General features: G+C 59.2%; 28 protein-coding genes. 13 read left to right on the forward strand and 15 right to left on the reverse strand.

Annotated elements, in window-relative coordinates; all coding sequences use genetic code 11:
- Window positions 1-120: 120 nt before the first annotated feature.
- Window positions 121-2,535: an ATP-dependent helicase HrpB gene (hrpB, locus tag KO492_RS15890; protein WP_216045821.1), complete on the forward strand. Its 2,415-nt coding sequence runs from the start codon at window positions 121-123 to the stop codon at window positions 2,533-2,535.
- Window positions 2,536-2,601: 66 nt separating this feature from the next.
- On the opposite strand, the gene gndA is transcribed toward hrpB, so the two are convergent.
- The gene (gene gndA, locus KO492_RS15895) at window positions 2,602-4,029 is read right to left on the reverse strand and encodes an NADP-dependent phosphogluconate dehydrogenase (protein WP_216045822.1); all 1,428 of its coding nucleotides are present in this window, start codon (window positions 4,027-4,029) and stop codon (window positions 2,602-2,604) included.
- Window positions 4,030-4,228: 199 nt separating this feature from the next.
- On the opposite strand from gndA, the gene KO492_RS15900 reads away from it, so the two are divergent.
- Together KO492_RS15900 and KO492_RS15905 are read left to right on the forward strand one after the other, a co-directional pair.
- Complete coding sequence (locus tag KO492_RS15900; RefSeq protein WP_066599488.1) at window positions 4,229-4,687, forward strand: NUDIX hydrolase; 459 nt, start codon at window positions 4,229-4,231, stop codon at window positions 4,685-4,687.
- Window positions 4,688-4,789: 102 nt separating this feature from the next.
- Window positions 4,790-6,271 carry an inorganic phosphate transporter gene (locus tag KO492_RS15905; protein WP_216045823.1) on the forward strand — a complete coding sequence of 494 codons (1,482 nt, stop codon included), beginning with the start codon at window positions 4,790-4,792 and terminating at the stop codon, window positions 6,269-6,271.
- Window positions 6,272-6,374: 103 nt separating this feature from the next.
- Here KO492_RS15905 and argF read toward each other — a convergent pair whose 3' ends face one another.
- From argF to KO492_RS15935, 6 genes are all read right to left on the reverse strand, one after another.
- Window positions 6,375-7,298: an ornithine carbamoyltransferase gene (gene argF, locus KO492_RS15910; protein ID WP_216045824.1), complete on the reverse strand. Its 924-nt coding sequence runs from the start codon at window positions 7,296-7,298 to the stop codon at window positions 6,375-6,377.
- Between the two features lie 11 nt (window positions 7,299-7,309).
- Window positions 7,310-8,482, reverse strand: a complete 1,173-nt coding sequence (locus tag KO492_RS15915) for an aspartate aminotransferase family protein (protein WP_216045825.1) — start codon at window positions 8,480-8,482, stop codon at window positions 7,310-7,312.
- Between the two features lie 240 nt (window positions 8,483-8,722).
- Window positions 8,723-10,060 (reverse strand): mechanosensitive ion channel family protein, encoded by a 1,338-nt coding sequence (locus KO492_RS15920; protein WP_216045826.1) that lies wholly within the window; start codon window positions 10,058-10,060, stop codon window positions 8,723-8,725.
- A gap of 78 nt (window positions 10,061-10,138) precedes the next feature.
- A complete protein-coding gene (locus tag KO492_RS15925) occupies window positions 10,139-10,972 on the reverse strand; it encodes a trypsin-like serine peptidase (RefSeq protein WP_216045827.1) in 834 nt (277 codons plus the stop codon).
- A 108-nt stretch (window positions 10,973-11,080) separates the two neighbouring features.
- The gene (locus tag KO492_RS15930; protein WP_216045828.1) at window positions 11,081-12,043 is read right to left on the reverse strand and encodes a Hint domain-containing protein; all 963 of its coding nucleotides are present in this window, start codon (window positions 12,041-12,043) and stop codon (window positions 11,081-11,083) included.
- 209 nt (window positions 12,044-12,252) lie between these two features.
- On the reverse strand, window positions 12,253-13,059 hold the full coding sequence (locus KO492_RS15935) for an ABC transporter permease (protein WP_216045962.1): 807 nt from the start codon (window positions 13,057-13,059) through the stop codon (window positions 12,253-12,255).
- A 219-nt stretch (window positions 13,060-13,278) separates the two neighbouring features.
- Between KO492_RS15935 and KO492_RS15940 the strand changes: the two genes are divergently transcribed.
- The gene (locus KO492_RS15940) at window positions 13,279-13,860 is read left to right on the forward strand and encodes a GcrA family cell cycle regulator (protein WP_216045829.1); all 582 of its coding nucleotides are present in this window, start codon (window positions 13,279-13,281) and stop codon (window positions 13,858-13,860) included.
- Window positions 13,861-14,112: 252 nt separating this feature from the next.
- On the forward strand, window positions 14,113-14,685 hold the full coding sequence (locus tag KO492_RS15945; RefSeq protein ID WP_216045830.1) for a YceI family protein: 573 nt from the start codon (window positions 14,113-14,115) through the stop codon (window positions 14,683-14,685).
- Window positions 14,686-14,756: 71 nt separating this feature from the next.
- On the opposite strand, the gene KO492_RS15950 is transcribed toward KO492_RS15945, so the two are convergent.
- Window positions 14,757-15,947, reverse strand: coding sequence for a cytochrome b/b6 domain-containing protein (locus KO492_RS15950; RefSeq protein WP_216045831.1), 1,191 nt, complete (start codon window positions 15,945-15,947; stop codon window positions 14,757-14,759).
- A gap of 139 nt (window positions 15,948-16,086) precedes the next feature.
- On the opposite strand from KO492_RS15950, the gene rimO reads away from it, so the two are divergent.
- Genes rimO through KO492_RS15970 form a run of 4 tightly spaced genes read left to right on the forward strand, consistent with a single transcriptional unit; the run spans window position 16,087 to window position 19,104 of the window.
- Complete coding sequence (gene rimO, locus KO492_RS15955) at window positions 16,087-17,493, forward strand: 30S ribosomal protein S12 methylthiotransferase RimO (protein WP_216045832.1); 1,407 nt, start codon at window positions 16,087-16,089, stop codon at window positions 17,491-17,493.
- A gap of 18 nt (window positions 17,494-17,511) precedes the next feature.
- The gene (locus tag KO492_RS15960; RefSeq protein WP_216045833.1) at window positions 17,512-18,252 is read left to right on the forward strand and encodes a hypothetical protein; all 741 of its coding nucleotides are present in this window, start codon (window positions 17,512-17,514) and stop codon (window positions 18,250-18,252) included.
- Window positions 18,253-18,312: 60 nt separating this feature from the next.
- Entirely contained in the window at window positions 18,313-18,705 is a 393-nt protein-coding gene (locus KO492_RS15965) for a rhodanese-like domain-containing protein (RefSeq protein WP_216045834.1), read from the forward strand.
- Between the two features lie 9 nt (window positions 18,706-18,714).
- Complete coding sequence (locus KO492_RS15970; RefSeq protein WP_216045835.1) at window positions 18,715-19,104, forward strand: thiol-disulfide oxidoreductase DCC family protein; 390 nt, start codon at window positions 18,715-18,717, stop codon at window positions 19,102-19,104.
- Here KO492_RS15970 and KO492_RS15975 read toward each other — a convergent pair.
- From KO492_RS15975 to KO492_RS15990, 4 genes are all read right to left on the reverse strand, one after another.
- Window positions 19,101-19,451 (reverse strand): YigZ family protein, encoded by a 351-nt coding sequence (locus KO492_RS15975; protein ID WP_216045836.1) that lies wholly within the window; start codon window positions 19,449-19,451, stop codon window positions 19,101-19,103. The two genes, KO492_RS15970 and KO492_RS15975, sit on opposite strands and share 4 nt — an antisense overlap.
- Before the next feature lie 115 nt (window positions 19,452-19,566).
- On the reverse strand, window positions 19,567-19,845 hold the full coding sequence (locus KO492_RS15980) for a DUF6455 family protein (RefSeq protein ID WP_216045837.1): 279 nt from the start codon (window positions 19,843-19,845) through the stop codon (window positions 19,567-19,569).
- A gap of 54 nt (window positions 19,846-19,899) precedes the next feature.
- On the reverse strand, window positions 19,900-20,169 hold the full coding sequence (locus tag KO492_RS15985; RefSeq protein ID WP_216045838.1) for a DUF6455 family protein: 270 nt from the start codon (window positions 20,167-20,169) through the stop codon (window positions 19,900-19,902).
- A 164-nt stretch (window positions 20,170-20,333) separates the two neighbouring features.
- Window positions 20,334-21,350 carry a Hint domain-containing protein gene (locus KO492_RS15990; RefSeq protein WP_216045839.1) on the reverse strand — a complete coding sequence of 339 codons (1,017 nt, stop codon included), beginning with the start codon at window positions 21,348-21,350 and terminating at the stop codon, window positions 20,334-20,336.
- A 364-nt stretch (window positions 21,351-21,714) separates the two neighbouring features.
- Here KO492_RS15990 and KO492_RS15995 point away from each other — a divergent pair, with 364 nt between their 5' ends.
- Complete coding sequence (locus KO492_RS15995) at window positions 21,715-21,954, forward strand: hypothetical protein (protein ID WP_066599554.1); 240 nt, start codon at window positions 21,715-21,717, stop codon at window positions 21,952-21,954.
- Between the two features lie 30 nt (window positions 21,955-21,984).
- On the opposite strand, the gene KO492_RS16000 is transcribed toward KO492_RS15995, so the two are convergent.
- Window positions 21,985-22,254 carry a DUF167 domain-containing protein gene (locus tag KO492_RS16000; RefSeq protein ID WP_066599556.1) on the reverse strand — a complete coding sequence of 90 codons (270 nt, stop codon included), beginning with the start codon at window positions 22,252-22,254 and terminating at the stop codon, window positions 21,985-21,987.
- Window positions 22,255-22,335: 81 nt separating this feature from the next.
- On the opposite strand from KO492_RS16000, the gene KO492_RS16005 reads away from it, so the two are divergent.
- Both KO492_RS16005 and KO492_RS16010 read left to right on the forward strand, forming a co-directional pair.
- Window positions 22,336-22,914 carry a nitroreductase family protein gene (locus KO492_RS16005; protein WP_216045840.1) on the forward strand — a complete coding sequence of 193 codons (579 nt, stop codon included), beginning with the start codon at window positions 22,336-22,338 and terminating at the stop codon, window positions 22,912-22,914.
- Window positions 22,899-23,621, forward strand: a complete 723-nt coding sequence (locus KO492_RS16010; RefSeq protein WP_252735552.1) for an EI24 domain-containing protein — start codon at window positions 22,899-22,901, stop codon at window positions 23,619-23,621. The genes KO492_RS16005 and KO492_RS16010 overlap by 16 nt, the downstream gene beginning before the upstream one ends.
- An 18-nt stretch (window positions 23,622-23,639) precedes the next feature.
- On the opposite strand, the gene KO492_RS16015 is transcribed toward KO492_RS16010, so the two are convergent.
- Window positions 23,640-23,921 (reverse strand): DUF1467 family protein, encoded by a 282-nt coding sequence (locus KO492_RS16015; RefSeq protein ID WP_216045841.1) that lies wholly within the window; start codon window positions 23,919-23,921, stop codon window positions 23,640-23,642.
- A gap of 1 nt (window position 23,922) precedes the next feature.
- The gene (gene mce / locus KO492_RS16020) at window positions 23,923-24,327 is read right to left on the reverse strand and encodes a methylmalonyl-CoA epimerase (RefSeq protein WP_066599566.1); all 405 of its coding nucleotides are present in this window, start codon (window positions 24,325-24,327) and stop codon (window positions 23,923-23,925) included.
- A gap of 165 nt (window positions 24,328-24,492) precedes the next feature.
- Here mce and KO492_RS16025 point away from each other — a divergent pair, with 165 nt between their 5' ends.
- On the forward strand, window positions 24,493-25,212 hold the full coding sequence (locus KO492_RS16025; protein WP_216045842.1) for a response regulator: 720 nt from the start codon (window positions 24,493-24,495) through the stop codon (window positions 25,210-25,212).
- Window positions 25,213-25,231 lie beyond the last annotated feature (19 nt).

Raw genomic sequence — 25,231 nt, forward strand, 5'->3', positions numbered from 1 at the left:
TGAGACACAGGTTTCCCCCGAGAGACCGGCGTTGTCCACCCCTTCGGCACATCGTTTTGCGTGGCGCTTTGCCTCAACGCGCCCCTTTTCGCGGCGCGGCGTTTGGCCCATAAGTGGCCCATGTTCACACCACGCCTGCCCATTGATGACGTTCTCGACGCCCTGACAACCGCCCTTCAAGCCGAAGGCCGCGCCGTTCTCATGGCCCCTCCCGGCGCGGGGAAAACCACCCGTGTACCCTTGGCGCTTTTGCCCGTCATCAAAGGCAAGATCGTCATGCTGGAGCCCCGACGGCTTGCGGCCCGCACCGCCGCCGAACGCATGGCACAAACGCTGGGCGAGAAGGCGGGCGAGACGGTGGGCTACCGCATTCGGGGCGAGGCCAAACTGTCGAAAGCCACCCGCATCGAAGTGGTGACCGAAGGCATTCTGACCCGCATGTTGCAAACCGATCCCGAGCTTTCCGGCATTGGCGCAGTCATCTTTGACGAATTCCACGAACGCAGCCTCAACGCCGATCTCGGGCTGGCGCTCACTTGGGAGGTCCGTCAGGCGCTGCGCGACGATTTGGCGCTGGTGGTCATGTCCGCCACGCTGGACGCCGCCCCCGTGGCCGCCTTGCTGGACAACGCCCCCGTGATTCGCTCGGAGGGCCGAGCCTTTCCCGTGGAGACCCGCTGGCTCGACGCGCCGGTGCCCAAGAAACAGCGCCTTGAGCAGGCCACCGCCGATCTCGTCGTGAAAGCCGTGTCCGAGGCCGAAGGCTCCGCGCTTGTGTTCCTGCCCGGCGAAGGCGAAATCCGCCGCGTGCAGTCCCTTCTTGAAGGGCGCGTGCCCGCAGACTGCGCCATCCGCCCCCTGTTCGGCGCCATGAAATTCGCCGACCAGCGCGCCGCCATTGCGCCGACACAGAGCGGACGCAAGATCGTTCTGGCCACGTCGATTGCCGAAACTTCCCTGACCATTGAGGACATCCGCATCGTGGTGGATGCCGGACGGGCGCGGCGGGCACGGTTCGATCCGGCCTCCGGCATGTCGCGGCTGGTCACGGAGCGGGCCTCGAAAGCCGAAGCCGAACAGCGGCGTGGCCGCGCGGGGCGTGTCTCAACAGGGATATGCTACCGGCTCTGGACCAAGGGCGAAGAAGGCGCCCTGCCCGCCTTTGCACCCGCCGAAATCGAGACCGCCGATCTTACGGGGCTGGCGTTGGAACTGGCGCTTTGGGGCGCATCGGAGAGTGATCTCGCCTTCCTGACCCCGCCGCCCGCCGGTCCGCTGTCCGAGGCGCGCAGCCTGCTTGAAAACCTCGGCGCGCTGGAGGCTGACGGGCGGATCACGACGCATGGCAAGGCGCTCGCCACAAAACCGCTTCACCCACGACTTGCACATATGCTGCAAACTGCGGGGGCTCAGGCGGCAGATTTGGCCGCACTCTTGAACGAACGCGACCCCTTGCGCGGCGCGGGCGTGGATTTGATCTTGCGGATACGCGCGTTGACCTCGCCGGGCAATGCCGATCGCGGCACGCTTGAACGGATCAAACAGGAGGCCAAGCGCCTGCGCAAAGGATTGCCGGATGCGCCGCCCCTGAGCCTTGGCGAGATGGCCGCGCTGGCCTATCCCGACCGCATCGGATTGCGCCGTCCGGGCGACCAGCCCCGCTACCTTCTCTCCGGAGGCAAAGGGGCGGTGATGCCCGAAACTGACGATCTGGCAGGCGCGCGTCTCATCGTGGTGACGGATACAGACGGGGCCGCGCGGGATGCACGGATCCGGCAGGCCGCCCAGATCAGCGAAAGCGAATTGCGTGGTCTCTATGGCGACCAGATCCACTGGGTCGAAATCTGTGACTGGGACAAGCGCGAACGCCGTGTCACAGCGCGGCGACGGGAAATGTTCGGTGCGCTGGTTCTGGATGACCGGCAATGGAAAGACGCGCCTGCAGAGGCAATTGCCCGTGGCGCCTTGGTCGGGCTGCGCCTGATCGGACTGCCGTGGAGCGCGGCGGCGAAGCGCTTTGCGGCGCGGGTGCGCCTGATGGGGGCGGACTATCCGGATATGTCGGAGGACGCGCTTCTGGAGACGCTGGAAGACTGGCTCCTGCCCTATCTCAAGGGCGCGAAGACCGAAGCCCAGTTGCGCGCGCTCGACATCACCGAGGCCCTGCGCGCCATGCTCGACTGGGACCAGATGCAGCGCCTCGACCGCGAGGTGCCCGGATCGTTTGAAAGCCCTGTCGGGCGCAAGCTGCCGATTGATTATTCCGGCGAGCATCCCGAAGTGACCGGACGGTTGCAGGAATTTTTCGGCACCACACGCCATCCCACGGTCGGGCCGAACCATGTGCCGCTCAAGGTGGTTCTGACTTCTCCCGCCCAGCGCCCCGTTCAGGTCACGATGGACCTGCCGAATTTCTGGAAGACCTCTTATGCGGATGTGCGCAAGGATATGCGCGGCCGCTATCCGAGACACCCGTGGCCCGAAGACCCGACCGAAGCCGATCCGACACTCCGCGCAAAACGGCGGGGGACGTAGCGCGTCGGCGGGCTGACCGCGCTCCCTGTGATCCAGAAGAGGTCCAAGAGAGCGCCACTTCTTACCTTACAGCGCGCCGCTGCCCCACGGTCCGTGATGGCCCGCTCCGCCGTCTGTGCGCTCGAACCCGTGCGCGCCGAAGAAGTCACGCTGCGCCTGAATGAGATCGGTGGTGCCGCGCGCCTGCCGCATTGTGTCGAAATAGGCCAGCGCATTGGACAGGGCCGGAACGGGCAGACCGGAAGCCGACGCATAGCCGACAACACGCCGAAGCGCCGGAAGCCCGTTTTTGACCAGCGCCACGAAGTCGGCACTGAAGATCAGTTGCTCTTGCGGAAGACCCGACCGGATCGCCGAGGCCATATCATCCAGAAGCGCCGAGCGGATGATACAGCCCTCGCGCCAGACCTCCGCCGCACGGGCCAGATCAAGCCCCCAGTCGTAGTGATCCGACGCGGCTTTCAGCAGTTTGAACCCCTGATCGTAAGCCACCAGCTTTGCCACCAACAGCGCGGATTCGAAATCCGGCTCCGTCGGCAGGGTCAGCCCCGACACCGGCTCTGAACCGAAAATATCGGCACCGGCCAGACGCGCATCCTTTGCCGAAGACCACGAACGCGCAGCCACAGCGGCCTCAATGGTCGAAGGCGACTGGCCCAAGGTCAGCGCCTCGATTGCCGTCCAGCGTCCGGTGCCCTTTTGCCCCGCCCTGTCCACGATCACATCCACCATCGGCTTGCCCGTGCCAGGGTCAATCGCCTGAAGCACCTTTGCGGAAATCTCCACAAGGTAGGACTTGAGCGGTCCTTTGTCCCAGCATTCGAACAAAGCGCCGATCTCCGCAGGAGCCTTGTGCGCTCCATCCCGCAAGAGGCCGTAAATCTCGGCAATCATCTGCATATCGGCATATTCGATACCGTTGTGCACCGTCTTGACGAAATGCCCCGCCCCGTCAGGCCCGAAATGCGCCGCACAAGGGTCTCCGTCATGTTTGGCGGAAATGGCTTCGATAATATCGCGGATCGTCTCATAGGAGGCCGGATTGCCGCCCACCATGATCGAAGGGCCATGCCGCGCCCCTTCTTCGCCGCCGGACACGCCCATGCCGATGAAATTCAGCCCCTTCGCCCGCAAGGCGGATTCCCGTCGGCGCGTGTCGTGAAAATCGGCATTGCCCGCGTCAATGATCATGTCGCCTTCGTCCAGCAAAGGCGTGAGCGCATCGATCACCGCATCCACGGGACCGCCCGCTTGCACCATAATAATCACCGCACGCGGCGTTGTGAGCGCAGCCACGAGGTCTTCGTAGGTTTTCGCAGGCACGAGCTTGTCGCGCAACGCTCCGGCGGAGGCGACGAAATCATCGGTGACGGAGCCTGTGCGGTTGAACACTGCAACAGGAAAACCCTTTTCCGCGATATTGAGCGACAGGTTGGCCCCCATCACACCAAGCCCGACCAACCCGATACGGGCCTGTGAATTGACTCCAGACATATGCTGACAAGCTCCTTGCTCTCAAAGGTAACGCGATTTTAACGATTGGATGTTACCGGTAAACCTATGGCAAAAGCCGCACAAGGCAAGAGCGGGTGAAAAATGCAAACCGGCGCATTTCACCCGACACCTTGCAATTTCGGCACTGATGCCTTATGTATATACGCAATATAGACAAAAACAGGCACATATCTGGTTCATGGTTACCCTATTCAAATCCGCTTGGGAGGGCGTTTTCGACCCTCTACTCCGCCGGCCGGACCGCGTTCAGACGGCTGCGCTGTGTTGGCGCTTGGGCAAAAAGGGCAAGGAAGTCCTACTCATCACCTCGCGTGACACAGGACGCTGGATCATCCCGAAAGGCTGGCCGATCAAGGGCCTCGATGGCGCGGGCACAGCCGCTCAGGAAGCCTGGGAAGAGGCGGGCGTGAAACCTGCGCGGGTGAAAGACAAGCCGCTGGGTCTGTATCACTATGTGAAAAAGCTCGACAACGGCTTGCCCGCTCCGGTGGCCGCGACCGTCTACCCGATCGAGGTGGACCATCTCGAAGACGACTACCCCGAAAAACTCCAACGCAAACGGAGCTGGATGTCTCCCAAACAGGCCGCCGCACTGGTTGCCGAACCGGAGTTGCGGGATCTGCTTCTGGACTTCTGAGCCACACCTTGGCACCCGACGACTGTGAAAGGCTTGCATTGCAAGGCCGGGCACGGTAGCGCTGCGCCGTTTTTAACAGATTCATGACGGGCCAGAGCGACGATGTCGGAAAAGGAAGAGCACACGAAGCGTTGGAAGACGCTCGACAAGGACCTGAACCGCATCAGTCAGGTCGAACTGGCCACATTCCACGTCGCGCGCCCTATGGTCGGACTTGGCGTTGCGCTGGCCTTTATCATCGTGACAGGTCTGTTCGTCGCCCTGATCTTTGGCGGCCAGCCCGGTTCCGCCCTTGTCATCGCCGCCGCCGCTCTAGGCGCCTATATGGCGATCAATATCGGCGCGAATGACGTGGCCAACAACATGGCCCCCGCCGTCGGTGCCAACGCCCTGACCATGGGCGGTGCGATTGTCATTGCCGCGCTCTGCGAAAGCGCCGGTGCGCTTCTGGCAGGCGGGGATGTGGTTTCGACCATTTCCAAGGGCATTATCGACCCCACAGCCATGGCCGACACCCAAACCTTCATCTGGGCAATGATGGCCGCGCTTTTGTCTTCGGCCCTGTGGGTCAACCTCGCCACATGGATCGGTGCGCCGGTCTCCACCACCCATTCAGTCGTGGGCGGCGTTATGGGCGCAGGGATTGCCGCGGCAGGGTTTGGCTCTGTAAACTGGGCCTCCATGAGCGCAATTGCCGCAAGCTGGGTGATCTCGCCCCTGCTTGGTGGTCTGGTCGCTGCGGGCTTTCTGTGGTTCATCAAGACCAAGATCATCTATCAGGCCGACAAGATCGAAGCCGCCCGCCGCTGGGTTCCCGTTCTGATCGGCATCATGATGGGGGCCTTCTCCGCCTATCTTGCGATCAAGGGCCTCAAGAAAATCATCCAGATCGACATTCTCTCGGCGCTCGTGCTCGGAACGATTATCGGGGCGCTGTCCTATGTCATCTCCGCCCCGCTGGTGCGCCGCCAATCCGAAGGGCTGGAGAACCGTAACAAATCGCTCAAGACGCTTTTCGGCCTGCCTCTGGTGATTTCCGCCGCGCTTTTGTCCTTTGCCCACGGGGCCAATGATGTTGCCAATGCGGTCGGGCCGCTGGCCGCAATCGTTCATGCCAATGCCTTCGGCGAATTCGCGGGCAAGGTGAACATTCCTCACTGGGTCATGATCATCGGCGCATTCGGGATTTCCTTTGGCCTGATCCTGTTCGGCCCGAAGCTCATCCGCATGGTCGGCAGCCAGATCACCAAACTCAACCCGATGCGTGCCTATTGCGTGGCGCTCTCTGCCGCCATCACGGTGATCGTGGCAAGCTGGCTCGGCCTGCCGGTCTCCTCGACCCATATCGCTGTGGGCGGCGTCTTTGGCGTGGGGTTCTTTCGCGAATGGTATCACGAGAAACGCCTCGACGAGACCATGCGCAAAAAGAAGGATGTCCGCATCGCCGCCGAAGAACGCCACCGCCGCAAACTGGTCCGCCGCAGCCACTTCATGACCATTGTGGCCGCTTGGGTGATCACGGTGCCCGCCGCCGCAACCTTGTCGGCGGCTGTGTTCTGGGTCCTGTCACATTTGGTCAGCTAAGGCCCAACCTGTTTTCCGGAATATAGGAAAGGCGCCCCTCAAGGCGCCTTTTTCATTGCAATCATGAATGGGAACGCACCACCGGCGCGCCCCGAAACATGGGTTACTCGACACACCAGCGCATGATAGCTTTCTGCGCGTGCAGACGGTTTTCCGCCTCGTCGAAAATGACCGATTGCGGCCCGTCCATGACATTGTTTGTCACCTCGTCACCGCGATGCGCCGGAAGACAGTGCATGAACAAAGCATCCGGATTGGCTTGCGCCATCAGCTTGCGATCCACACGGTAAGGGCGCAGTTGGTTGTGGCGACGTTCCCGCGCGGAGGCCGGATCATGCATCGACACCCAAGTGTCGGTCACGACGAGATCCGCCCCTTTGACCGCTTCCTCTGCATCACGCGTGATCTCGATATTCGAGCCCTTCGCGCGCGCCTCTTCCACGAACTCCATCTCGGGATCCAAAGGTGCAGGCCCTGCAAACGTCAGGTCAAAACCGAACTGGCCAGCGGCGTGGATGAAAGAGGCGCAAACATTGTTGCCGTCCCCCAGCCACACCACCTTTTTGCCTTTGATCGGGCCGCGATGCTCCTCAAAGGTGAGAATGTCGGCCATGATCTGACAGGGATGGGTCCGGTTGGTCAGCCCGTTGATCACAGGCACGGAGGCGTAATCCGCCATCTCCAGAAGCGTCTGCTCCTCGAAGGTCCGGATCATGATCATATCGACATAGCGCGACAGCACGCGGGCCGTGTCGGCAATGGTCTCGCCGTGCCCGAGCTGCATATCCGCGCCCGAAAGCACCATGGTCTGACCGCCCATCTGGCGCACGCCAACATCAAAGGACACGCGGGTCCGCGTCGACGGTTTTTCAAAAATCAGCGCGACCATCTTGTCCTTCAAAGGCAATTCCGCATCCAGCGCGGCCTTCGGCTTGTCATGGCGCGCGTTCTTGGTCAGCTTCGCGGTTTCAATGATCCTGTGCAGGTCTTTGGCGTCGGTGGTATGGATGTCGAGAAAATGCTTCATATGTCTGGCTCTTAGCTTTCAAGGGCAGTTGCGGCGGCGTCAATCCGTGCAACCGCTTCGGTGATATCTTCGTCAGAAATGTTCAGCGCGGGCAAAAGCCGCACCACGTTGTCATGGGCCGGCACGGTGAGCACGCCCTGCTCATAGCCGTTGGCCACGAGGTCCGCAGGGGATGTCTTGCACTTCAGCCCAAGCATCAACCCCTCGCCGCGCACCCCTTCAAACAGGTCGGGATGATCGGCCACAAGACCTTCGAGCTTTTGGCGCAACATCCCTGCCTTGCGGTTCACCTCGGCGAGGAAAGCAGGGTCGGAGACGATTTCCAGCACCTTCAAACCAATCGCACAGCCCAGAGGGTTGCCGCCATAGGTGGAGCCGTGGGTGCCGGCGGTCATGCCGCTGGCGGCCTCTTCCGTGGCCAATACACCCCCGAGAGGGAAGCCCCCACCTATCCCTTTGGCGATCATCATGATGTCCGGTGTCACACCCGCATATTCATGGGCGAACAGCTTGCCCGTGCGCGCAACGCCACATTGCACCTCGTCAAAAATCAGCAGGCAGCCCTTTTCATCCGCGATCTGGCGCATGGTTTTGAGCACCTCGTCAGGCACGACGCGGATACCGCCCTCGCCCTGCACCGGCTCGATCATGATCGCAGCAGTGTTTTCGGTCACATGCGCGGCCAGATCCTCCCATTCGCCAAAGGGCAAATGCACGAAACCTTCGAGAGCGGGGCCGAACCCCTTGACCATCTTCTCCGCGCCCGATGCCGCAATCGCTGCGGTGGAGCGACCGTGGAAACAGCCCTCGAAGGTGATGATCTCGTATTTCTCCGGCAGACCTTTGTCATACCAGTATTTACGCGCCATCTTGATCGCCAGCTCAGCGGCCTCTGTGCCGGAATTGGTGAAGAAACAGGTGTCCGCAAAGGTCAGTTCGGTCAGCTTGTCCGCGAGCGCCTCTTGGGCCGGAATCCTGTAGAGGTTGGACACATGCCAGAGCGTGTCGGCCTGCGCCTTCAACACCTCGGCCAGTTCGGGATTGGCATGTCCCAGCGTGTTCACCGCGATGCCCGCGCCCAAATCGAGATAGCGTCGACCTCCCGCCTCGATCAGCCAGGAGCCTTCGCCTTTGACGAAGGACAGTGGAGCCCGGTTATAGGTCGGCAGAACGGAAGAAATCATCGGTTTGGTTCCTCAGGAAACGAGAGGCCTCATGGGTGGCGAAAGCCAGTGGGCCTGTCAACGGTTAGGGGGGTATTTTTCTAAAGGTTGCGCCGGTTTGGCGCATTTTGTGCCGCAGGCAACACGCCTTGGACACAGACGAACGTACGTCGGAACCGGTTTATCGGAGACGTCGGGACTCGGGGACATATGCGCGGGTCTTGTTCATACCCGCGCTTTACGGGCAAACGACCCGCAATGTCAAAGGTTTTCCAAACGCCCCTGCCCTTTGATCTCGATAACCCGATGCGGATAGGGGATTTCGATGTCATGGGCCTTGAGCGCATTCCAGATCGCAAAAAGCACGTGAGGTGTGAATTTGTTCTTACCGTCATCAATGCCGTTCACCCAGAATTCGACACAGAAATCCACGCCACTGTCGCCGAACCCGCGCAACTCACAATCCGGCCCGTCCGGCTCGGTGAGCACAAAGTCGAGCTTGCCCACGGCCTCTTCGATGATCTCGGGCACCTTGTTGATGTCCGTGTCATAGGACACCGAGAACGGCGCCTCGTAGCGGTTGGCGGAGCCGCTGTCGGAATAATTCACCACGCGGGTGGTGATGAAATCCTCATTGGGCACCACGATCCATTTGCCGTCATAAGTCTCAAGAATGGCCGCCCGCGCCGTCATCTTGACAATGGTCCCCGCCTCACCTCCGTCAAGCTCGACATAATCGCCCACGGTGGCCTGACCTTCGAGCAGCAAAATGACACCGGAGATAAAGTTCGAGGCGATCTTTTGCAGACCAAAGCCAAGCCCGACGCCAATGGCCCCTCCGAGCACCGCAAGGGTGGACAGGTTGATCCCCATGATATTCATCAGCAACAGAAAGCTCGCGCCGAAGATCAATATCTCGGCGGCCTTCATCGCCAGTTCACGGGTGGCGGGGCGCAACTCTTCCTGCTTGCCGATATACTGGCGCGACTGTCCCGTGGACCAGCGCCCGAGCCAGAACAGCACAGCCCCCGCAATCAACCCGCGCACCAGTGACATCAGAGAAAAGCGGATATTCCCCGCACCGATCTCCGTCGCCGCAAGTTTTGCCTCGACTGGCCCCAAAAGGCCGAGCACATAAAGGACCATAGCAGGCAAAAGCACATATTTGCCCAGCAGCTTGAGGAAGCTGTCCTTGATGATGGTTTTCACCAAGGCCTGCGCCGCCAACAACAAGAACACCCGCTTGCCCAAGGCAATCACCGCACCGGAGCCGAAAAGCGAGCGTGTCACGCTTTCCCCGATGCCGGTGAAGAGATAGGCCAGAAGAGCCAGTGAGAGCGGGAAGAAGATCGTTACAAAACGCCGCGCCTCGGCAATGATCCCGCCGGCCTCTTTCGGAGGCAGCAACAACGCCTCCAGCTTTGGCACAAAGCGTTTGGCAACGAAACGTGCGGCCAGATAAGCCACCACCAAAAGCGCGAATTGCGACCATGCGGCGGGGCTGAGCAACCAGCCGAGCGCGAGGTCCTTGCCCTGTTCGGCATAATCCAGAAGCGTTTGCACAAAGGGGGGGAGGTCTGCAGTATCAAATTCAAACATGGCGGCTCACTTGCTATCGGAGCCTTTCCCATATCAACTTGACCACGCCGGGCAAAGCCGAAGACGCAGAATGCGCGGCTAGGGACGCAGAAACTTGGAATTTCCCGCCGAAGTCCCGCGCGATGTTCCAACGGTAATGCGCTTGACCACCGCCGGTTTTACAACCGTCTGGGGCGCACCGAGCGCGATTTGTCTCTTGAGCGCCTCTACCCGATCCGTCAGAGCCATGCCGAAGCCCAGAGATTTTCCCTCACGCTGTCCAATCGAAGACACCACAGACACGATTGCAGGGCGCACACCGTCATAGGCAAACACCGGCGCGCCGGAGGAGCCATAGGTGATGTCGCAATCAAATGTGTAGATGTCTTGGGCAAAGTCCAGAACATGACAAGTGCGCTGGATCGACAGAACGGAATTCCGTCCTCTCCCGTAAGAGGCCACCATCAACTCGCCATTGGGTTTCGAGCTTCGATGCACAGCAAAGGGTGCGGCTTGGGCGCGGGCAATGGGCGAGGCCAGCTTGATCAGCGCCACATCGCGACGGATCTGCGCAGGCCCGCGTTTTGCCGTCATGTCATATCCCGGCGTGACCGCCACGGCGATGCCTCGCGAGGCCGCGACATAGTCGCCATGCCGCAGACCGGCTCGAAACAGGATATTCTCCGGCGCAACCGGCGTGTTGTCGTCACCCACAACACAATGCGCCGCGGTTAACACCAGATCGGAAGCAATAAGCGCGCCGGTGCAAGTGCCCTTGCCCGCCATATCCAGACGTCCGACGCCCTCCCAACCGATCAACTCGGCGCGACGATCCGCACTGTCCAGTTCGGACGGCAGGCTGTCGGCGGCATGAGATGGCAGGGAAAACGCACAGCACGCGAGCACAACATTTGCAAGAAATCTGAACAGCATGACAAACCCATGAAAGAAAGTTCCACACTGTATAACGCTTAAATCTGGCAAGAGTTTGGCTCATAAAAGACAGGGAACCAGCCTCCCCTTTCGCCAGCAAGGGCGCCGCTAAAGAACCGCGCTTTCTTTCAGAACTTTCGCCTCAAAACTTTTCACCGCTCTGCGCGCCATAGTCCCATAGCCCGAAAAACTCTGTTTCAGTTCCGGAAAAATCGCATAAATTTCATTGCGTTCCGCGCGTGTCAAAGCACGATCCGCCATATCTCCGGGGTGAAAACTCTCTGTTGCAATCCCTTCCGAAAATACCAACTCATGCTGACTGAACAGCAGGTGATAATATGTGACGAACCCGCCCTCTCTCAAACACACCGACGTCCCATCCACAAGGAATTTGGCTGCCACAAGCATTTCTTGCGTTCCGAACAAAAGCTGGGCTTGGGGGCTGCGATGCAACACGCGATGCTGTTGTGACAGTATGAGTTTACGATCATTCCCCAACACCCCCGCAGCGATCTCTACAGGAGCAAACACACCTTCGGCCGCAACACTCGCATGACCGACCCAGCGCACCGGTTGCGCCCCGTGATCTTGCGTTGACACCAGATCTCCGGCCATGATGTCTTCGATCGGCACCCACCCAAAGGGCGTCCGGATTTTCGTGCCTTTGGCAAAACAGACAGGCAAATCAATCTCGTTTTGGTTGGTCAGATCGAAATCCAGAATCGCATTCCGCTCAATTATCGAGACAAGGCGATCCACTCCCCAAAAGCGCAACGCAGGAATATCAAGGGCTTCGGACAAGAGCCCGTCCAGCAACGCAGCCGGCTCTCCATCCGTGTATTCAATATAGGTCGCGCCATTGACCTCCCACGCATTGAACGGGACAGAGGATGAAAACGACAATGGTATTCCTAAAATCGAAACGCTGACGCTCGCCTCGCCGCTGCCGATTAACGTGGCCTCTTCGTCATTCCATGTCGCCGTTTCGGATGCGTCCCAATCCTTGTCACCATCACTATCATCCACATCAAGCGTGCCAGATGAGGGCCCCGCAAACGAACTCACCAACATCGTATCCAAGAGACCTTCTGAATTCAGAAGTGAGCCATTGTACCGATATACGGCATCAAGTGTGCGCTGCACCATTTCTGTCTCCAAAGGCCACCAATAAGACAACTTTAGAGAAAAAATACCCCCATGCAACAATACTTATGATTGTAGGCCGGATCACACCCACATATTTCGCGCGCTTACCCTAGATCAAATGTACGTTTCACGCCTCAGGACTTCAGCTTCGTGCCGCGTTTGAAGAACACCCAGTCGACAAAAACCACAGCGGCGGTCACAGCCCCCATCACCACGAGGCCCAACCACGGCGAACTGTCCGAGGTTCCGATAACCCCGTAGCGCACACCGTCGATCAGATAGAACACGGGGTTCATGTGCGTCAGCACCTTGAACCACTGCGGCAGGGTCTCGACGGAATAGAATGTTCCCGACAGAAAGGACAAAGGCGTGATGATGAAATTCGTGATCGCAGCCATATGGTCGAACTTCTGACTGACGATACCGGCCAGAACTCCAAGTCCACCGATGAAAAGCGCGCCCAGAAGCACAAAGGCAATCGCAAAGAGCGGATGATGCAGCGGCAAGCCGACGAAAACCGCCATCACGGTCCAGATCGCCACAGCCACAACCATCCCGCGCGCAACACCGCCTGAGAGATAACCGATCACAAGCTCGGCGGGCGACAAGGGCGGCATCAGCGTGTCGACGATATTGCCCTGCACTTTCGAGATCATGATCGACGAGGATGTATTGGCAAAAGCGTTCTGGATCACCGTCATAGTCAGGATGCCCGGCGCCAGAAAATGCACAAAGGGCACGCCCATGATGTCTCCGCGCGAGGGACCGATGGCCAGGGTGAAAATCGTCAGGAACAGACCTGCCGTCACCAGAGGCGCCAGAAGAGTCTGTGTCCACACGGTCAGGAACCGGTAGATTTCACGCATCACGAGAGTGTATAGCCCGAGCCAGTTGACGCGACCGAAGCGCCGCACTCCGGGCCGGTTTTCATATTGAGCCATTTTCATCCCCTCTTCGCCTTGCTATAAAGGCTTCTGCTTCTTGTGGGAGAACTTCTCTGTTTTCCCGCACCACCGCTTGTAACCGCAAGCGTAGTGCTTAAAATAGGGGCTAGAGGAAATTCTCAAGCATGCCTTGGCAAAACAGACCGCAAATGGCCTGTGCGAGGGTGATCATGGTCCGGGGCCAGCCCGGATCAACAGACAACCGAAGGAAACACGATGTCCTGGACCGATGAGCGCGTCGAACTGTTGAAGAAAATGTGGGGCGAAGGTCAATCCGCCTCGCAAATCGCCAAAGAACTTGGCGGCGTGACGCGCAATGCGGTGATCGGCAAGGTCCACCGTCTGGGCCTGTCGAACCGTGCGGGGTCCGGCGGAGCCGCCAAACCGGCTGCGCAGCCAAAGGCCAAACCGGCGCCGAAACCCAAGGTCGAGGCCAAGCCCAAGCCCGCAGCCCAGTCTGCTCCGAAGCCCGCCGAGGCCTCGGTGCCGACGGCTCCCCGCCCGATGAGCCCCGCCCGTCGCGCGATCATTCCGGCCGGTCAGCCCCTGCCTCCGCAGCCGTCGCTCAATGAAATCCCCGCCGAAGCACTGGCGAAGGTGAGCGAAGTCGAGAAAAAGGCGAAGAAACTGTCCGTGATGGAACTCACCGAGAAGACCTGCAAATGGCCTGTCGGAGATCCTGCGACCGATGACTTCTGGTTCTGCGGTCTACCCTCGCAACCGGGCAAACCCTATTGCGAGGCCCATGTCGGCGTGGCCTTCCAGCCGATGTCGTCCCGCCGCGACCGCCGCCGCTAAGGCGCGACAACTGCACCACAAAATGACAAAAGCCGCCCCTCAAAAGCAGATGGGCGGCTTTTTCTGTCCCAAGAGGACACAGGCCTAAGCAAGCGCGACACGGACAGGATTGCGCACAGTTCCGGCGGTTTTCCGCAAGGCTCTGTTTGCCCACGCACAAAATCTGTTTAACCTTGTAGACTATGCCCACCCGCCAGCAGTCGCTAGCCTCACTCCATCTTCAACATTCATGCCAAAGAAGGCTTTGACATCATGAAACATCTTCTGCTCTCCACTGCTCTCGTTCTGGGGGCAACCGCTGCAAGTGCCGAGCCGGTCAAATATGTGCTGGACCCGTCCCATAGCCAGATCGTGTTCACCTATGAGCATCTCGGCTACTCGACCACCACCGGCATGTTCTCCGGCTTTGACGGCACAATCATGTTCGACGAGGCCGAACCTGCGAACTCTTCTGTCGAGGTCTCCTTCCCGACCGACAGCCTCTACACAGGCTGGACCGAGCGCACCGCGCATTTCCTTGGCGCGGATTTCTTTGGCGCTGAAGAAAACCCGACGATCTCGTTCAAATCCACGGCCATCAAAGTCACCGATGACGACGAGGGCGAAATCACCGGCGATCTGACCATCAACGGCATCACCAAATCCGTCGTGATCGAAGCCGAGTTGAACCAGAAGGGCGACCATCCGATGATGAACAAGCCTTGGGTCGGGTTTGAGGGCGAGTTGTCAGTGTTACGCTCCGACTTCGACATGGGGCAATTCGCGCCTTATGTCTCCGATGAAGTCGAGATCGAGATCTCGATCGAGGCCACCGTGGCCGAATAAAACCTGCACAAATCGAACAAAAGGGCCGCCGGATCACCTCCGGCGGCCTTTCTTTTTGACAATTTGCAATATTATTGGCGTGTCGCGGTCAGGCTTGTTTCAACCACCACCGCAAAGCCTACGGTGCTTTCATCCTCATAACCTGCGCCCATGTCGAAATCCCGACGATCCAGAACGGTCGAGCCCGTCATTCGTGCGCCCTCCCCCTCTATCTCCAGATTAAAGGCGAGGGTCACCGGCACCTCATGTCCCACCAGCGTGAGCATCCCCACCGACTCATGCGCCGCGTCCTCAACACGCGAAATCTCGCCCTTGAACTGCGCCGTGCTGAAATTCTCCGTGTCGAAGAACTCCGGCCCCTTGGCCTGATCCGTCACTGCGCCCAGCGTCAAAGAGGTTGTGTCGATCGTCACCGTCACCTCGCCTGTTCCACTCACCTCATCATAGGCGATGGCCGCCGACCAGTTGTCAAACCGCCCTTCGACCGCCGCGCCCATCTGCTGCACGGAAATCGTGAGACTGCCATCCTCCACACGCCAGACAGGCAGATCAGAGGCAAGCTGCGCCTGTTCAACTGGCACTGCGGCCCCCTCAGCCCTCTCGGGGACAGGGGCAACAAAAGGCACCGCCACGACAGCGACCCAGATCACCAATCCGGTCAAAGCAGGCCACAAGGCGACATGTGCCGCGTCCGGCCTGCCCGCCTCTACGCCTTTGAGCATCCGCGCCAGCACGCCATCCTTGTCGATCACCGCATGTTTCAGCGCCCCCGCCACATGCAGCGCAACCGCGACATAAATCACCCGAGCCGCAAGACCATGCACTGCTCCGGCCATATGCGCCACGCCCTCCGACTTCGGCACAAAGGGCAGCCCCTGTCCGAACGGCCAGAGGATCGGCGCGAACCCGCTTTCCGCCGCATGCATCACCCAGCCCGACAGGGGCATGACGAGAATCGCGCCGTAGAGCATCCAGTGGATCATCTCGGCCAGAAAGGTCTCCGCCTTGCGCTCCGGATGAACCGGCACCGGCTTCGGCTGGCTCACCGCCCAAACCACCCGCAGCACGGCAAGCGCGAACACGGTGATGCCGATGGTTTTGTGAACGGAATAGAGCGTTTGCAACCATCCCGCCGTGTCGGCGGTGCGGACGGTGTTCTCCCCGACCAACCCCAATACGATGTTAAAGAGAATCAAAACCGCGACGGACCAGTGGAAAAAGCGCGCAATGGCGCCATAGCGGGTGGCTGTGTTCTTGAGCATGGGGCAACCTGATTTGTGCAATATTCTTCTGTAACTTACCCGAATTTCGCGCATTCCGTATCACAAAGCCACGCACAGAGACTGTGCAGCCACACGAAAGCGTCTTTTCCGAACCCGTCTTTCGGAGTATATCGCGCCAATGAGCCAGAACCCGCCAAACCTCCGCCCCGACCTCGCGCCCCAGCCGGTTTTCAACGCCAATCCCCGTAACGACCAGCCGACCATCGGCATGGTGTCGCTCGGATGCCCCAAAGCTCTGGTGGACAGCGAACGCATCCTGACGCGCCTGCGCGCCGAGGGCTACCAGATCAGCGCCGATTACGCGGGCGCGGATGCGGTGGTGGTGAACACCTGCGGCTTTCTGGACTCAGCCAAGGCCGAGAGCCTTGAGGCCATTGGCGAAGCCTTGCAGGAAAACGGCAAGGTGATCGTCACCGGATGTCTGGGCGCGGAGCCGGATTACATCACCGGCGTCCACCCCAAGGTTCTGGCCGTCACCGGCCCGCATCAATACGAACAAGTGCTCGACGCCGTGCACGGGGCCGTGCCGCCCGCGCCGGATCCTTTCGTGGACCTCCTGCCCGCCTCCGGCGTCAAACTCACACCGCGCCATTTCAGCTACCTCAAGATTTCCGAGGGCTGCAACCACGCCTGCAAATTCTGCATCATCCCTGACATGCGGGGGAAACTGGCAAGCCGCCCCGCCCATGCGGTGCTGCGCGAGGCCGAGAAACTCGTGCAAGCCGGCGTCAAGGAATTGCTGGTGATCTCGCAGGACACCTCCGCCTACGGGCTGGACCGGCGCTACTCTACCCACGACTGGAAGGGCGAGGAGATCCGCAGCCACATCACCGATCTGTCGCGCGAGTTGGGCCGGCTGGCCCCCGCTGATGATCTCTGGGTGCGACTGCACTACGTCTACCCCTACCCCCATGTGCGTGACCTCATCCCGCTCATGGCCGACACATCAAACGCGGTGCTGCCCTATCTTGACATCCCGTTCCAGCACGCCCACCCCGCCACGCTCAAACGCATGGCGCGTCCGGCGGCCTCGGCCAAGGTGCTCGACGAGATCAAAGCATGGCGCGACATCTGCCCCGACATCACGCTGCGCTCGACCTTCATTGTCGGCTACCCCGGCGAAACGGAAGAGGAATTCCAGTATCTTCTCGACTGGATGGACGAAGCGCAACTGGATCGCGTCGGCTGCTTCCAATATGAAAACGTGGACGGCGCGCGCTCGAACGCCCTGCCCGATCACGTCCCCGCTGAACTGAAACAAGAGCGCTGGGACCGGTTCATGGAGAAAGCACAGGCGATTTCCGAAGCCAAACTGGAAGCCAAAGTCAGCACGGTGCAGCAAGTGATCGTGGACGACATCGACGAAGACGGCATCGCCACCTGCCGCACCAAGGCGGATGCGCCGGAGATCGATGGGAACCTGTTTATCGACGAGGGGACCGAAGGGCTGTCCGTTGGAGAGCTGGTGACTGTGGAAGTGGATGAGGCTGGGGAGTATGATTTGTGGGGGGTCATTCAGAAATAGGAAACATCGAGATTTCATATGCTTAAGTGGTTTGAGTTTCTTAAAAATTTTCCTTTTGGCATTTTTGTCGGCTTCATTGCCGCAATGGGATTGTTTTGGTTTCTTGAGGCCGATTTAAGCGATGATCTCACCAAATACGGTACTTACATTCTAACCGCATTGGCATCGCTTTTGGCTTCTGCTGTGGCTTTCGCGACAGTGGTCTGGAATGGAGAAAAGCAACGAGAACAGCGCCTCTTTGCCTCTCGTGCTTCTTTGCCCATGGCATTGAGTAGTTTGATTGATTTATCCAAGCGTGGCATTGATTATTCTCTGCGCGACAATGCATTTCTGAACAATCCGTCCAATGCCCGTGAAGTAGAAAAATCTCTTTTAATCCCTAGTGAGGTTATGGGCATTCTGAAAGACTGCATCGAAAATGAAAATGACCCTGAAACACAACTTTGGTTTGCGCGTCTCCTCTCATCTCATCAGGTCTATTTTGCTAGGCTAACCAGTTTGATTTCTGACAGGCACATTCTTGCGAATGATCGCTATAGAGCACAACACGCCTCTGAATGGTGCATGTTTCATGCCCTAGTCGGGCATCTTTTTGATTATGCCCGAAATGGCACGAAACCAGAAAAGCATCTAAGAGAAGGTCATGTGGACATACCTATGTACGACAAGCCCGACTCTCCTTTGTACGCTGACATTATGAAACATAATCAGATTCTAGTCCGGGATCTGGAGAGGAAAATCGCAGACAAGTCTATTTAAAGGCCCCATTGCCCTCCAATCCGCAAACAGGTTAACTCTCCCTCAAAACGGGAGGACTCCATGCTCAAAAATTACAAAGACCTGCTCGCGGCGGCCCATGAGGTGATCGAGACGATCCCGACAGAAAGCGCCATTGCCCTACTTCAAGACGACAGCATCCGCTTTGTCGATCTCAGGGACCGGCGCGAGTTGGAGCGGGAGGGGCGCATTCCCGGTGCGTTCCACTGTCCGCGCGGGATGCTGGAGTTCTGGATTGATCCTGAAAGCCCGTATTACAAACCCGTGTTCGGTGAGGACAAGAAATTCGTGTTTTATTGCGCCTCGGCGTGGCGGTCGGCTCTTGCGACCCAGACCTGTGTGCAGATGGGCTTTGCGAATGTGGCCCATGTGGCGGGCGGGTTTACAGCGTGGAAAATGCACGGCGGACCTGTCGAAGAGGTGAAATCGCACTAACTCTGTGTCATGAGCGACGCAAACCCCGCCCCAAACACCAAAGTTCTCTACAACGACCAATGTCCGGTGTGTTCCTACGAGATCACCCATTACAAAGGCTATTCGGAACGCTGCGAATTGCCGATCAGGTTTGACGATCTGAACACGGAAGCGGCGCACTGGGGAATGGATGCGGATGTGGCGGCGCGGCGGCTGTACGTCGAAAAAGACGGGCAGCTTTTGTCGGGCATGCCCGCGTTTCGGGCGCTTTGGACCGAGATGCCGCGCTATCGTTTATTGGCGCGTGTGGCGGGATGGCCCGTTGTGCGGCCTCTGTCGGAATTTGCCTATGACCGCGTGCTGGCGCCGCTCATCTATCGCTGGCACAAACGACGGCAGGCCCGAGGCGTCAGCGCTTAGCAACGCTCCAGATAATAGCGCACCGCGTCCTGCACATGGCGGAAGCGGTCGCCGCCCAAGTGTTTGCCCCCATACCAGCGTGTCACCACAACGATCTGGCCGGTCACAGAGGCGCGCTCCAGCATGCGCAAGATCACCATCCCCGCGCCGCTTTCGCCATCGTCATTCTTGAGCGGCGTCCCGTCAGGCAGTAGAACACCCCATGTGTTGTGGGTGGCTTTGGCGAATTTCTTCTTGCGGCAAAGCTCTTTGAGAAAGGCTTTCGCCTCCGCCTCCGAGCTACAAGGCCCGCCGGAGACCGCATATTTCGAGCCGCGGTCGGATATGATGCCGTCATAGGTTTGCATGGGCCGTGTATAGACCCAAAGCAGGGCGCGGAAAAATCGAAAACTCAGGCATCAAGACAAGACTGGCGCGGTTCATCTCTCACGCGCTGCTCTCTCAGCTATGCCTGTCGCGGGGTCACTCCGCCGCCAACTGGTTTTGCACGGCCCGCACATAGTTGAGTTCTTGCGTATTCAGGCAATAGTCGGGCGTCCGCTCCTGAGGCCCCTGATGGTCGAGCATCCAGAGGATACAGGCGTCATGCTTTGTGCATTCGCCGCAACGGGTCTCCATATCCGCCAGTTCCTGCGGCGAGATTTCACCGGAGGTGGCGGCACGGACCACATCGGCACCGAGCCGTTCCGCCATGCCATGCATCAGACATGCTGCGCCGGGGCGTATAAGGGTGTCTGTCATCGTGTCGTCCTCCTTGTTGCGAGAGAGCCGGCCCGAGGGCGGCCCAGTCAGGTCTCACTCCGCCGCAAGGCGGGCAAGCTCGTCTCTGTTGCGGCAAAAATCGGGCGCGCTCGGAGCCTTGTCACCCGCCTGCGCCAAGCGGTCGAGAAAGGTGACACAGGTTTCAGGCGCTGTGCAGCCCTGACAGCGATGAACGCGGTTGCGGGCCTCTGTCTCCGACGGGTCTTCGCCGCGTTGCGCGCGTTCCGTCAAGTCCACACCCAAGGCATCCGCCATGCGTTCAACGAGGCGGGCGTGGGTTTCATATGTTCCGAACTTCATCATGACAGGCTCCGATCTGCATTCCCATGTCCTGCAAAAAGCAGATCATGGCCGCAGCGGGCGCCTCTTTGATCCTGATCAAATACGACAACGGGGGCGGTTTTCGGGCTATTCAGCCCCCGCCCCCGCGCAATTTCTTGGCAGTTTGTGCAGTTTTTCTAAACCTGTCAGGCCGCGTTGCTGAAAAGGGCAGCTTCCCTGCCCCGAATCTCCGCCCGCGCCAGACGGGGCCGCGCCTCGTCTCCGAACAGTCGCAATTGCGGGAAAATGCGGAATAGCTCGTCGCGGGTGGCCTGCTCAAGCATGGAGACTGCGGTCGCGCCCGGATAGAAGCTTTCGGACACCAAGCCACAGCTGTCGAGCAACTCGTGCCGGTTGAACATCACATGTACATAGGTCACTTCGGTCATCTCGGTCTTCTGACGAATGTTCCCGCCATTGACCAACCGATGCGCAGGGACCAGCGCCTCTTCGAGACCGGCGTAAAGCTCGACAGAATGGCCCGTCACGAGCACACGATGTTGCGGAGAGACACAGATGGGCTGGCTCGGAGCATCCGCCCCCAGAGCACCTTTCTGGATTTCGATCGGAGCAAGATCAGGGGCGCGGGTCAGATCAACGCGGCTTTTCCCGACCCAACGCACAGGCTGCATCCCGTGATCAGCGGTCCAGACCAGATCGCCGTGGCTCAAGTCCTCAACGGCCCGCAAACCAGACGCCGTGCGCATCATAGTGCCCGCGACAAAGCAGAGGGCATTCGCAACGTCAGAAACTTGTAACTCCCCGTCATCTTTCCCTGTGCCCTGTGTCGCAACCTCATCATCAACGGTATATACTATGGTACTATCCGAAAGCCCGCCAAGATCAAGGATGTACCTGTTCTGAAACAGTACATGCTCATCACCGGCACCCAGATTTTGATATGCATCATTCGCAGGGTTCATATAGTTGGCAACCACGTTCCCATCAGAATCAATGAGCCGCCAGAATTGTCCATTGGTCAAAGTGTCCGAAGCGTTCTGAAAAACTTCAAGATAGTAAATATCGTCAGAGGTGCCCAGCGCCTCCACTCCGGAGACGGTCAAAACCGCGTCCTCTCCATTGCCCTGCAGAGAGGCACTCGTATAGGTGCCAATCATATCCCCAGTTATTGCGTACATGTTTTCGGTGATTTCTACAGCCATCGGACACCCTTCCTACGCTAATCGATCTACAAATTAAGGTTAACCACCGATTATCTCGCGGTTTTCAACCTAAATGTGTCAAAATAAAGGCAGAGTTTTGTCTGCATCGTGGAGCCGCCAAAAACAGCCCGCACAGGCCGCATGACATCGCGTAAACTTTCCCTCTCCAGCGCCCGAAATTCCGTGATTGGAGGGCTAAAGCACAGATTTTCGGCAAATCCACCGCACAACATATCGGTGTTATCCACCTTTTCGAATCAACCTCCGTCCACCATCCCGCACGGTCGCCCTCTCCCTCGCCAGAAACCGCCCACGTCCGTTTTACCGGCTTTGCTTTTGTCGAAACTGCGCGTAGCATCTCTCTATGTTTACCATAGAACACGAATTCGACGCGACCGTCGTCACCATCGTGGATGAGGGCGAAGCACCTCTTCAGGACGATGTCATCATCTCGGCCTTCGCGGAATGCGTCACGGTCGAGCAACACGACACGCGCACCGACCGCACCCACAAGATCACCTTCTCGCTACAACAGTTGCGCGATCTCGGCGCTGCTCTGGACTTGCCAGAGGGGGCCTACCGGCTCACCGCTCCCGACGACTAGCCATCTACGCCAAGGGCCGTCCTGCCGCGATCAATCCGCGTCCAAGCGAAACACCTTGTCCCGCGATGTCGTTCCGCGCACCAGCGTGAGCGCGGATTTCGGACGCCCCATAGCCTTGGCCAGAAGTTTGATCACATCTTTCGTGGCCTTGCCGCTTTCGGGCACGGTGGTCACATAGACCCGCACCTGCCCGTCCTCCACCACCACGACATTACGCGAGGCCTTGGGCGTCACCCGCACCGCGAGATGCCCCCCGTCCAGCGCCTGTTCCAGCGCAGCTTTCAATTCCGTCTTGTCCATGCCTCTCTTTACCATGTGAACGGTTGAATTCACCGGCAAAAATGACGACATGAAACAGGAACTGAAGATGAAAGGTCGCACATGCCTGTTCCCAACCCTGCCGCGCTCGAATTTTTCCTCACCCGCCGCTCCCGCCCCGCCAAGACGCTCGCCGCACCTGTGCCGGATCGTCAGGAATTGACAACATTGCTCACGGCGGCCGCGCGCACGCCCGATCATGGCAAGCTGGAGCCGTGGCGGTTCATCGTGCTGGAGAAAGCAGCGCTGGCGCGGTTGTCCGAACGGATCAGACCTTTGGCAGACAAGCTCGGGATCGACGCTGACAAGGTCGAGAAAGCCTATCGCCAATATGCGGATGCCGATCTGGCCGTCGCGGTGGTGTTCTCTCCGAAAGACAGCGAAAAAGTGCCCCACAGCGAACAGCTTTATTCCGCCGGTGCCGTCTGTCTCTCGCTTCTCAATGCGGCCTTGGCGGCAGGCTGGGGGGCAAACTGGCTGTCCGGCTGGGCCTCCCATGACCGGTCCTTCTGTGAAGACGGGCTTGGCCTTGCACCCCATGAGAGCATCGCGGGCTTCATCCATATCGGCACAGAAACCGTCGCCCCGCCGGAGCGCCCGCGCCCCGACCTTGAGAAGATCGTCGAATGGGTGTCCGAATAATGTTCGGAGATTTTTCCAAGGCGCTGGTGCAACTGGGCGACAGGCGGTTTCAATCCGTGCTTCTCAAAGGTCTCGGCCTGACCATCGCGCTTTTGATCGCAATCTATCTCGCCTTTGTCTGGATCATCGGGGCCTTTGTCCCCGACACCTTTTCCCTGCCGTTCATCGGTCAGGTCACATGGATCGACGACGCGCTTTCCATTGGTTCTTTCTTTCTGATGATCGGCTTGTCGGTCTTTCTGATGGTGCCGGTCGCCTCCGCCTTTACGGGGATTTTCCTCGAAGAGGTGTCCGAAGCTGTCGAAGACCGCCATTACCCCGGCCTGCCCGAAGTCCCGCGCCAGAGCATCGTTGACATAGTGGTGGACTCGCTGAGTTTTCTCGGCGTGATCATCGTCGCCAACGTGATCGCTTTGGTGCTGTATCTGGTGCTCAACGTCGCCGCGCCGCTGATTTTCTGGGCCTTGAACGGTTTTCTTCTGGGCCGTGAATATTTCCAGATGGTCGCCATACGCCGCCTTGGCCGCGAGGGCGCAAAAGCCGCCCGCAAACGTCACATGCCGGAAATCTGGCTGGCAGGGGCTTTAATGGCCATCCCGCTCACCATCCCCGTGGTGAACCTGTTGATTCCCGTGCTGGGCGCGGCCACATTCACCCATATGTTCATGCGGCTGGAAGGCGACAAGCTCCGCCAGCCCGCACTGTAAGCCCTTGCCTGCGACGGGTTAACTGTCCGCCACCGAGGGCAGTTTCGCCGTCCAGTCAAGATCGTGCCATGTGATCCAGCCCGAGGAAATGATCGCCACCAGAATGCCCCAGATCACAGTTGCGGCCACGGTGACATAGAGCGCCTTGCGCCTCGGGTTGTAATTCGCGGGCGCCCCGTCATGGGTGCCCTCGATTTTTTCGCCCATATCGCCTTGGGTTTTCAACCCGATGGGAAGGGCGATGAACATGGTCATAAACCATGTCACCGCATAGAGCACGATGGCGGAGGTGATGGCCATCTCAGACCTGTTCCAGCTCGATCAGACAACCGTTGAAATCCTTCGGATGCAGGAACAGCACCGGCTTGCCGTGAGCGCCGATTTTCGGCTCTCCCGTGCCAAGCACCCGCGCGCCTTCGGCCTTGAGCTTGTCGCGCGCAGCCAGAATGTCGTCCACCTCGTAGCAGAGGTGATGAATGCCGCCGGCCGGATTTTTGTCGAGAAAGCCCTGAATCGGAGAATTTTCTCCCAGTGGATAGAGAAGCTCGATCTTGGTGTTCGGCAGTTCAATGAACACCACCGTCACACCATGGTCCGGCTCGTCCTGCGGCGGGTTCACTTTCGCGCCCAGCGTATTGGCATATTGCGCGCTGGCGGCTTCGAGATCCGGCACAGCAATGGCGACATGGTTCAGGCGACCGATCATTATTCTCTTCCTCCATGAAAATCTCCCTGCTTATCGCCCGAGACGCGAAGGCTCGCAAGAGAGCGGGGACAAGTTAACGCTCACACGAGGGCAAGACCCGCCGAGTTAACGAGTCCTTCACCACTTATGCACTTTACTGCGAGTCGCACTGGATGGAGTTTACGAATGACCGATAGTCTCGAAGCCCTTTTGACACCAAAACCCCCGACGCCGGAACGCCCGCTGCTTGGCCTGACTGTTCTGGTGGTCGAGGACAGCCGTTTCGCCTCCGAAGCCATGCGCCTGCTCTGTTTGCGCTCCGGCGCGCGCATCCGTCGCGCTGACAGACTCCACGCGGCCCGCAAACACCTTCGGGTCTATCGGCCCAATGTGGTGATCGTCGATCTGGGCCTACCGGACGGGTCCGGTTCGGAGCTGATTGGCGAACTCGCTGCAGCGCGGCCTCGTGTCGAGGTGGTTCTGGGCATGTCCGGCGACAGCGGGGCGGAGGAACTCTCCATCGCCGCAGGCGCGGACGGGTTTATCGAGAAACCGATTTCCTCTTTGGCCGCATTCCAGCATCGCGTCATGTCCTGCCTGCCCGACGGAGCCTGTCCGCAAGGGCTGCGTGTGATCAATGACGATATGATCAACCCCGACCCCATCGCGCTTCAGGACGATTTCGTTCATATTGCCGACCTTCTGAGCACCGAGCGCGGCGACGGTATTCTCGATTATATCGCGCAGTTTCTCGCCGGTGTGGCCCGCACGGCGGGAGATGCCGAAATGGAAACCGCGGCGAACGATCTGGCAGACCATCGACAACAGGGCCTCCCCCATGAGGCCAATGTCGCCCATATTGCGGGACTGGTGCAGGCACGGATCGAACCGCGCAAAGTCGTCTGACGCGCGCCCTGCTGGCAAC

Origin of the sequence: Celeribacter halophilus, assembly GCF_018860305.1 — a bacterium.
Taxonomy (GTDB): Bacteria; Pseudomonadota; Alphaproteobacteria; order Rhodobacterales; family Rhodobacteraceae; genus Celeribacter; species Celeribacter halophilus_A.

Coding starts and splice junctions, on each gene's coding strand:
- KO492_RS16015 (WP_216045841.1), bottom strand. CDS start 23,921: ATGGCCATCACCTCCGCCATCGTGCTCTATGCGGTGACATGGTTTATG.
- KO492_RS15930 (WP_216045828.1), bottom strand. CDS start 12,043: ATGTTGGTGAGTTCGTTTGCGGGGCCCTCATCTGGCACGCTTGATGTG.
- KO492_RS15940 (WP_216045829.1), top strand. CDS start 13,279: ATGTCCTGGACCGATGAGCGCGTCGAACTGTTGAAGAAAATGTGGGGC.
- KO492_RS15905 (WP_216045823.1), top strand. CDS start 4,790: ATGTCGGAAAAGGAAGAGCACACGAAGCGTTGGAAGACGCTCGACAAG.
- KO492_RS15950 (WP_216045831.1), bottom strand. CDS start 15,947: ATGCTCAAGAACACAGCCACCCGCTATGGCGCCATTGCGCGCTTTTTC.
- KO492_RS15980 (WP_216045837.1), bottom strand. CDS start 19,845: ATGACAGACACCCTTATACGCCCCGGCGCAGCATGTCTGATGCATGGC.
- argF (WP_216045824.1), bottom strand. CDS start 7,298: ATGAAGCATTTTCTCGACATCCATACCACCGACGCCAAAGACCTGCAC.
- mce (WP_066599566.1), bottom strand. CDS start 24,327: ATGATCGGTCGCCTGAACCATGTCGCCATTGCTGTGCCGGATCTCGAA.
- KO492_RS15960 (WP_216045833.1), top strand. CDS start 17,512: ATGCTTAAGTGGTTTGAGTTTCTTAAAAATTTTCCTTTTGGCATTTTT.
- KO492_RS15985 (WP_216045838.1), bottom strand. CDS start 20,169: ATGATGAAGTTCGGAACATATGAAACCCACGCCCGCCTCGTTGAACGC.
- hrpB (WP_216045821.1), top strand. CDS start 121: ATGTTCACACCACGCCTGCCCATTGATGACGTTCTCGACGCCCTGACA.
- KO492_RS15995 (WP_066599554.1), top strand. CDS start 21,715: ATGTTTACCATAGAACACGAATTCGACGCGACCGTCGTCACCATCGTG.
- KO492_RS15990 (WP_216045839.1), bottom strand. CDS start 21,350: ATGGCTGTAGAAATCACCGAAAACATGTACGCAATAACTGGGGATATG.
- KO492_RS15970 (WP_216045835.1), top strand. CDS start 18,715: ATGAGCGACGCAAACCCCGCCCCAAACACCAAAGTTCTCTACAACGAC.
- KO492_RS16000 (WP_066599556.1), bottom strand. CDS start 22,254: ATGGACAAGACGGAATTGAAAGCTGCGCTGGAACAGGCGCTGGACGGG.
- KO492_RS15945 (WP_216045830.1), top strand. CDS start 14,113: ATGAAACATCTTCTGCTCTCCACTGCTCTCGTTCTGGGGGCAACCGCT.
- KO492_RS16005 (WP_216045840.1), top strand. CDS start 22,336: ATGCCTGTTCCCAACCCTGCCGCGCTCGAATTTTTCCTCACCCGCCGC.
- KO492_RS16025 (WP_216045842.1), top strand. CDS start 24,493: ATGACCGATAGTCTCGAAGCCCTTTTGACACCAAAACCCCCGACGCCG.
- KO492_RS15925 (WP_216045827.1), bottom strand. CDS start 10,972: ATGCTGTTCAGATTTCTTGCAAATGTTGTGCTCGCGTGCTGTGCGTTT.
- KO492_RS15975 (WP_216045836.1), bottom strand. CDS start 19,451: ATGCAAACCTATGACGGCATCATATCCGACCGCGGCTCGAAATATGCG.
- KO492_RS15915 (WP_216045825.1), bottom strand. CDS start 8,482: ATGATTTCTTCCGTTCTGCCGACCTATAACCGGGCTCCACTGTCCTTC.
- KO492_RS15965 (WP_216045834.1), top strand. CDS start 18,313: ATGCTCAAAAATTACAAAGACCTGCTCGCGGCGGCCCATGAGGTGATC.
- gndA (WP_216045822.1), bottom strand. CDS start 4,029: ATGTCTGGAGTCAATTCACAGGCCCGTATCGGGTTGGTCGGGCTTGGT.
- KO492_RS15920 (WP_216045826.1), bottom strand. CDS start 10,060: ATGTTTGAATTTGATACTGCAGACCTCCCCCCCTTTGTGCAAACGCTT.
- KO492_RS15900 (WP_066599488.1), top strand. CDS start 4,229: ATGGTTACCCTATTCAAATCCGCTTGGGAGGGCGTTTTCGACCCTCTA.
- KO492_RS16010 (WP_252735552.1), top strand. CDS start 22,899: ATGGGTGTCCGAATAATGTTCGGAGATTTTTCCAAGGCGCTGGTGCAA.
- KO492_RS15935 (WP_216045962.1), bottom strand. CDS start 13,059: ATGGCTCAATATGAAAACCGGCCCGGAGTGCGGCGCTTCGGTCGCGTC.
- rimO (WP_216045832.1), top strand. CDS start 16,087: ATGAGCCAGAACCCGCCAAACCTCCGCCCCGACCTCGCGCCCCAGCCG.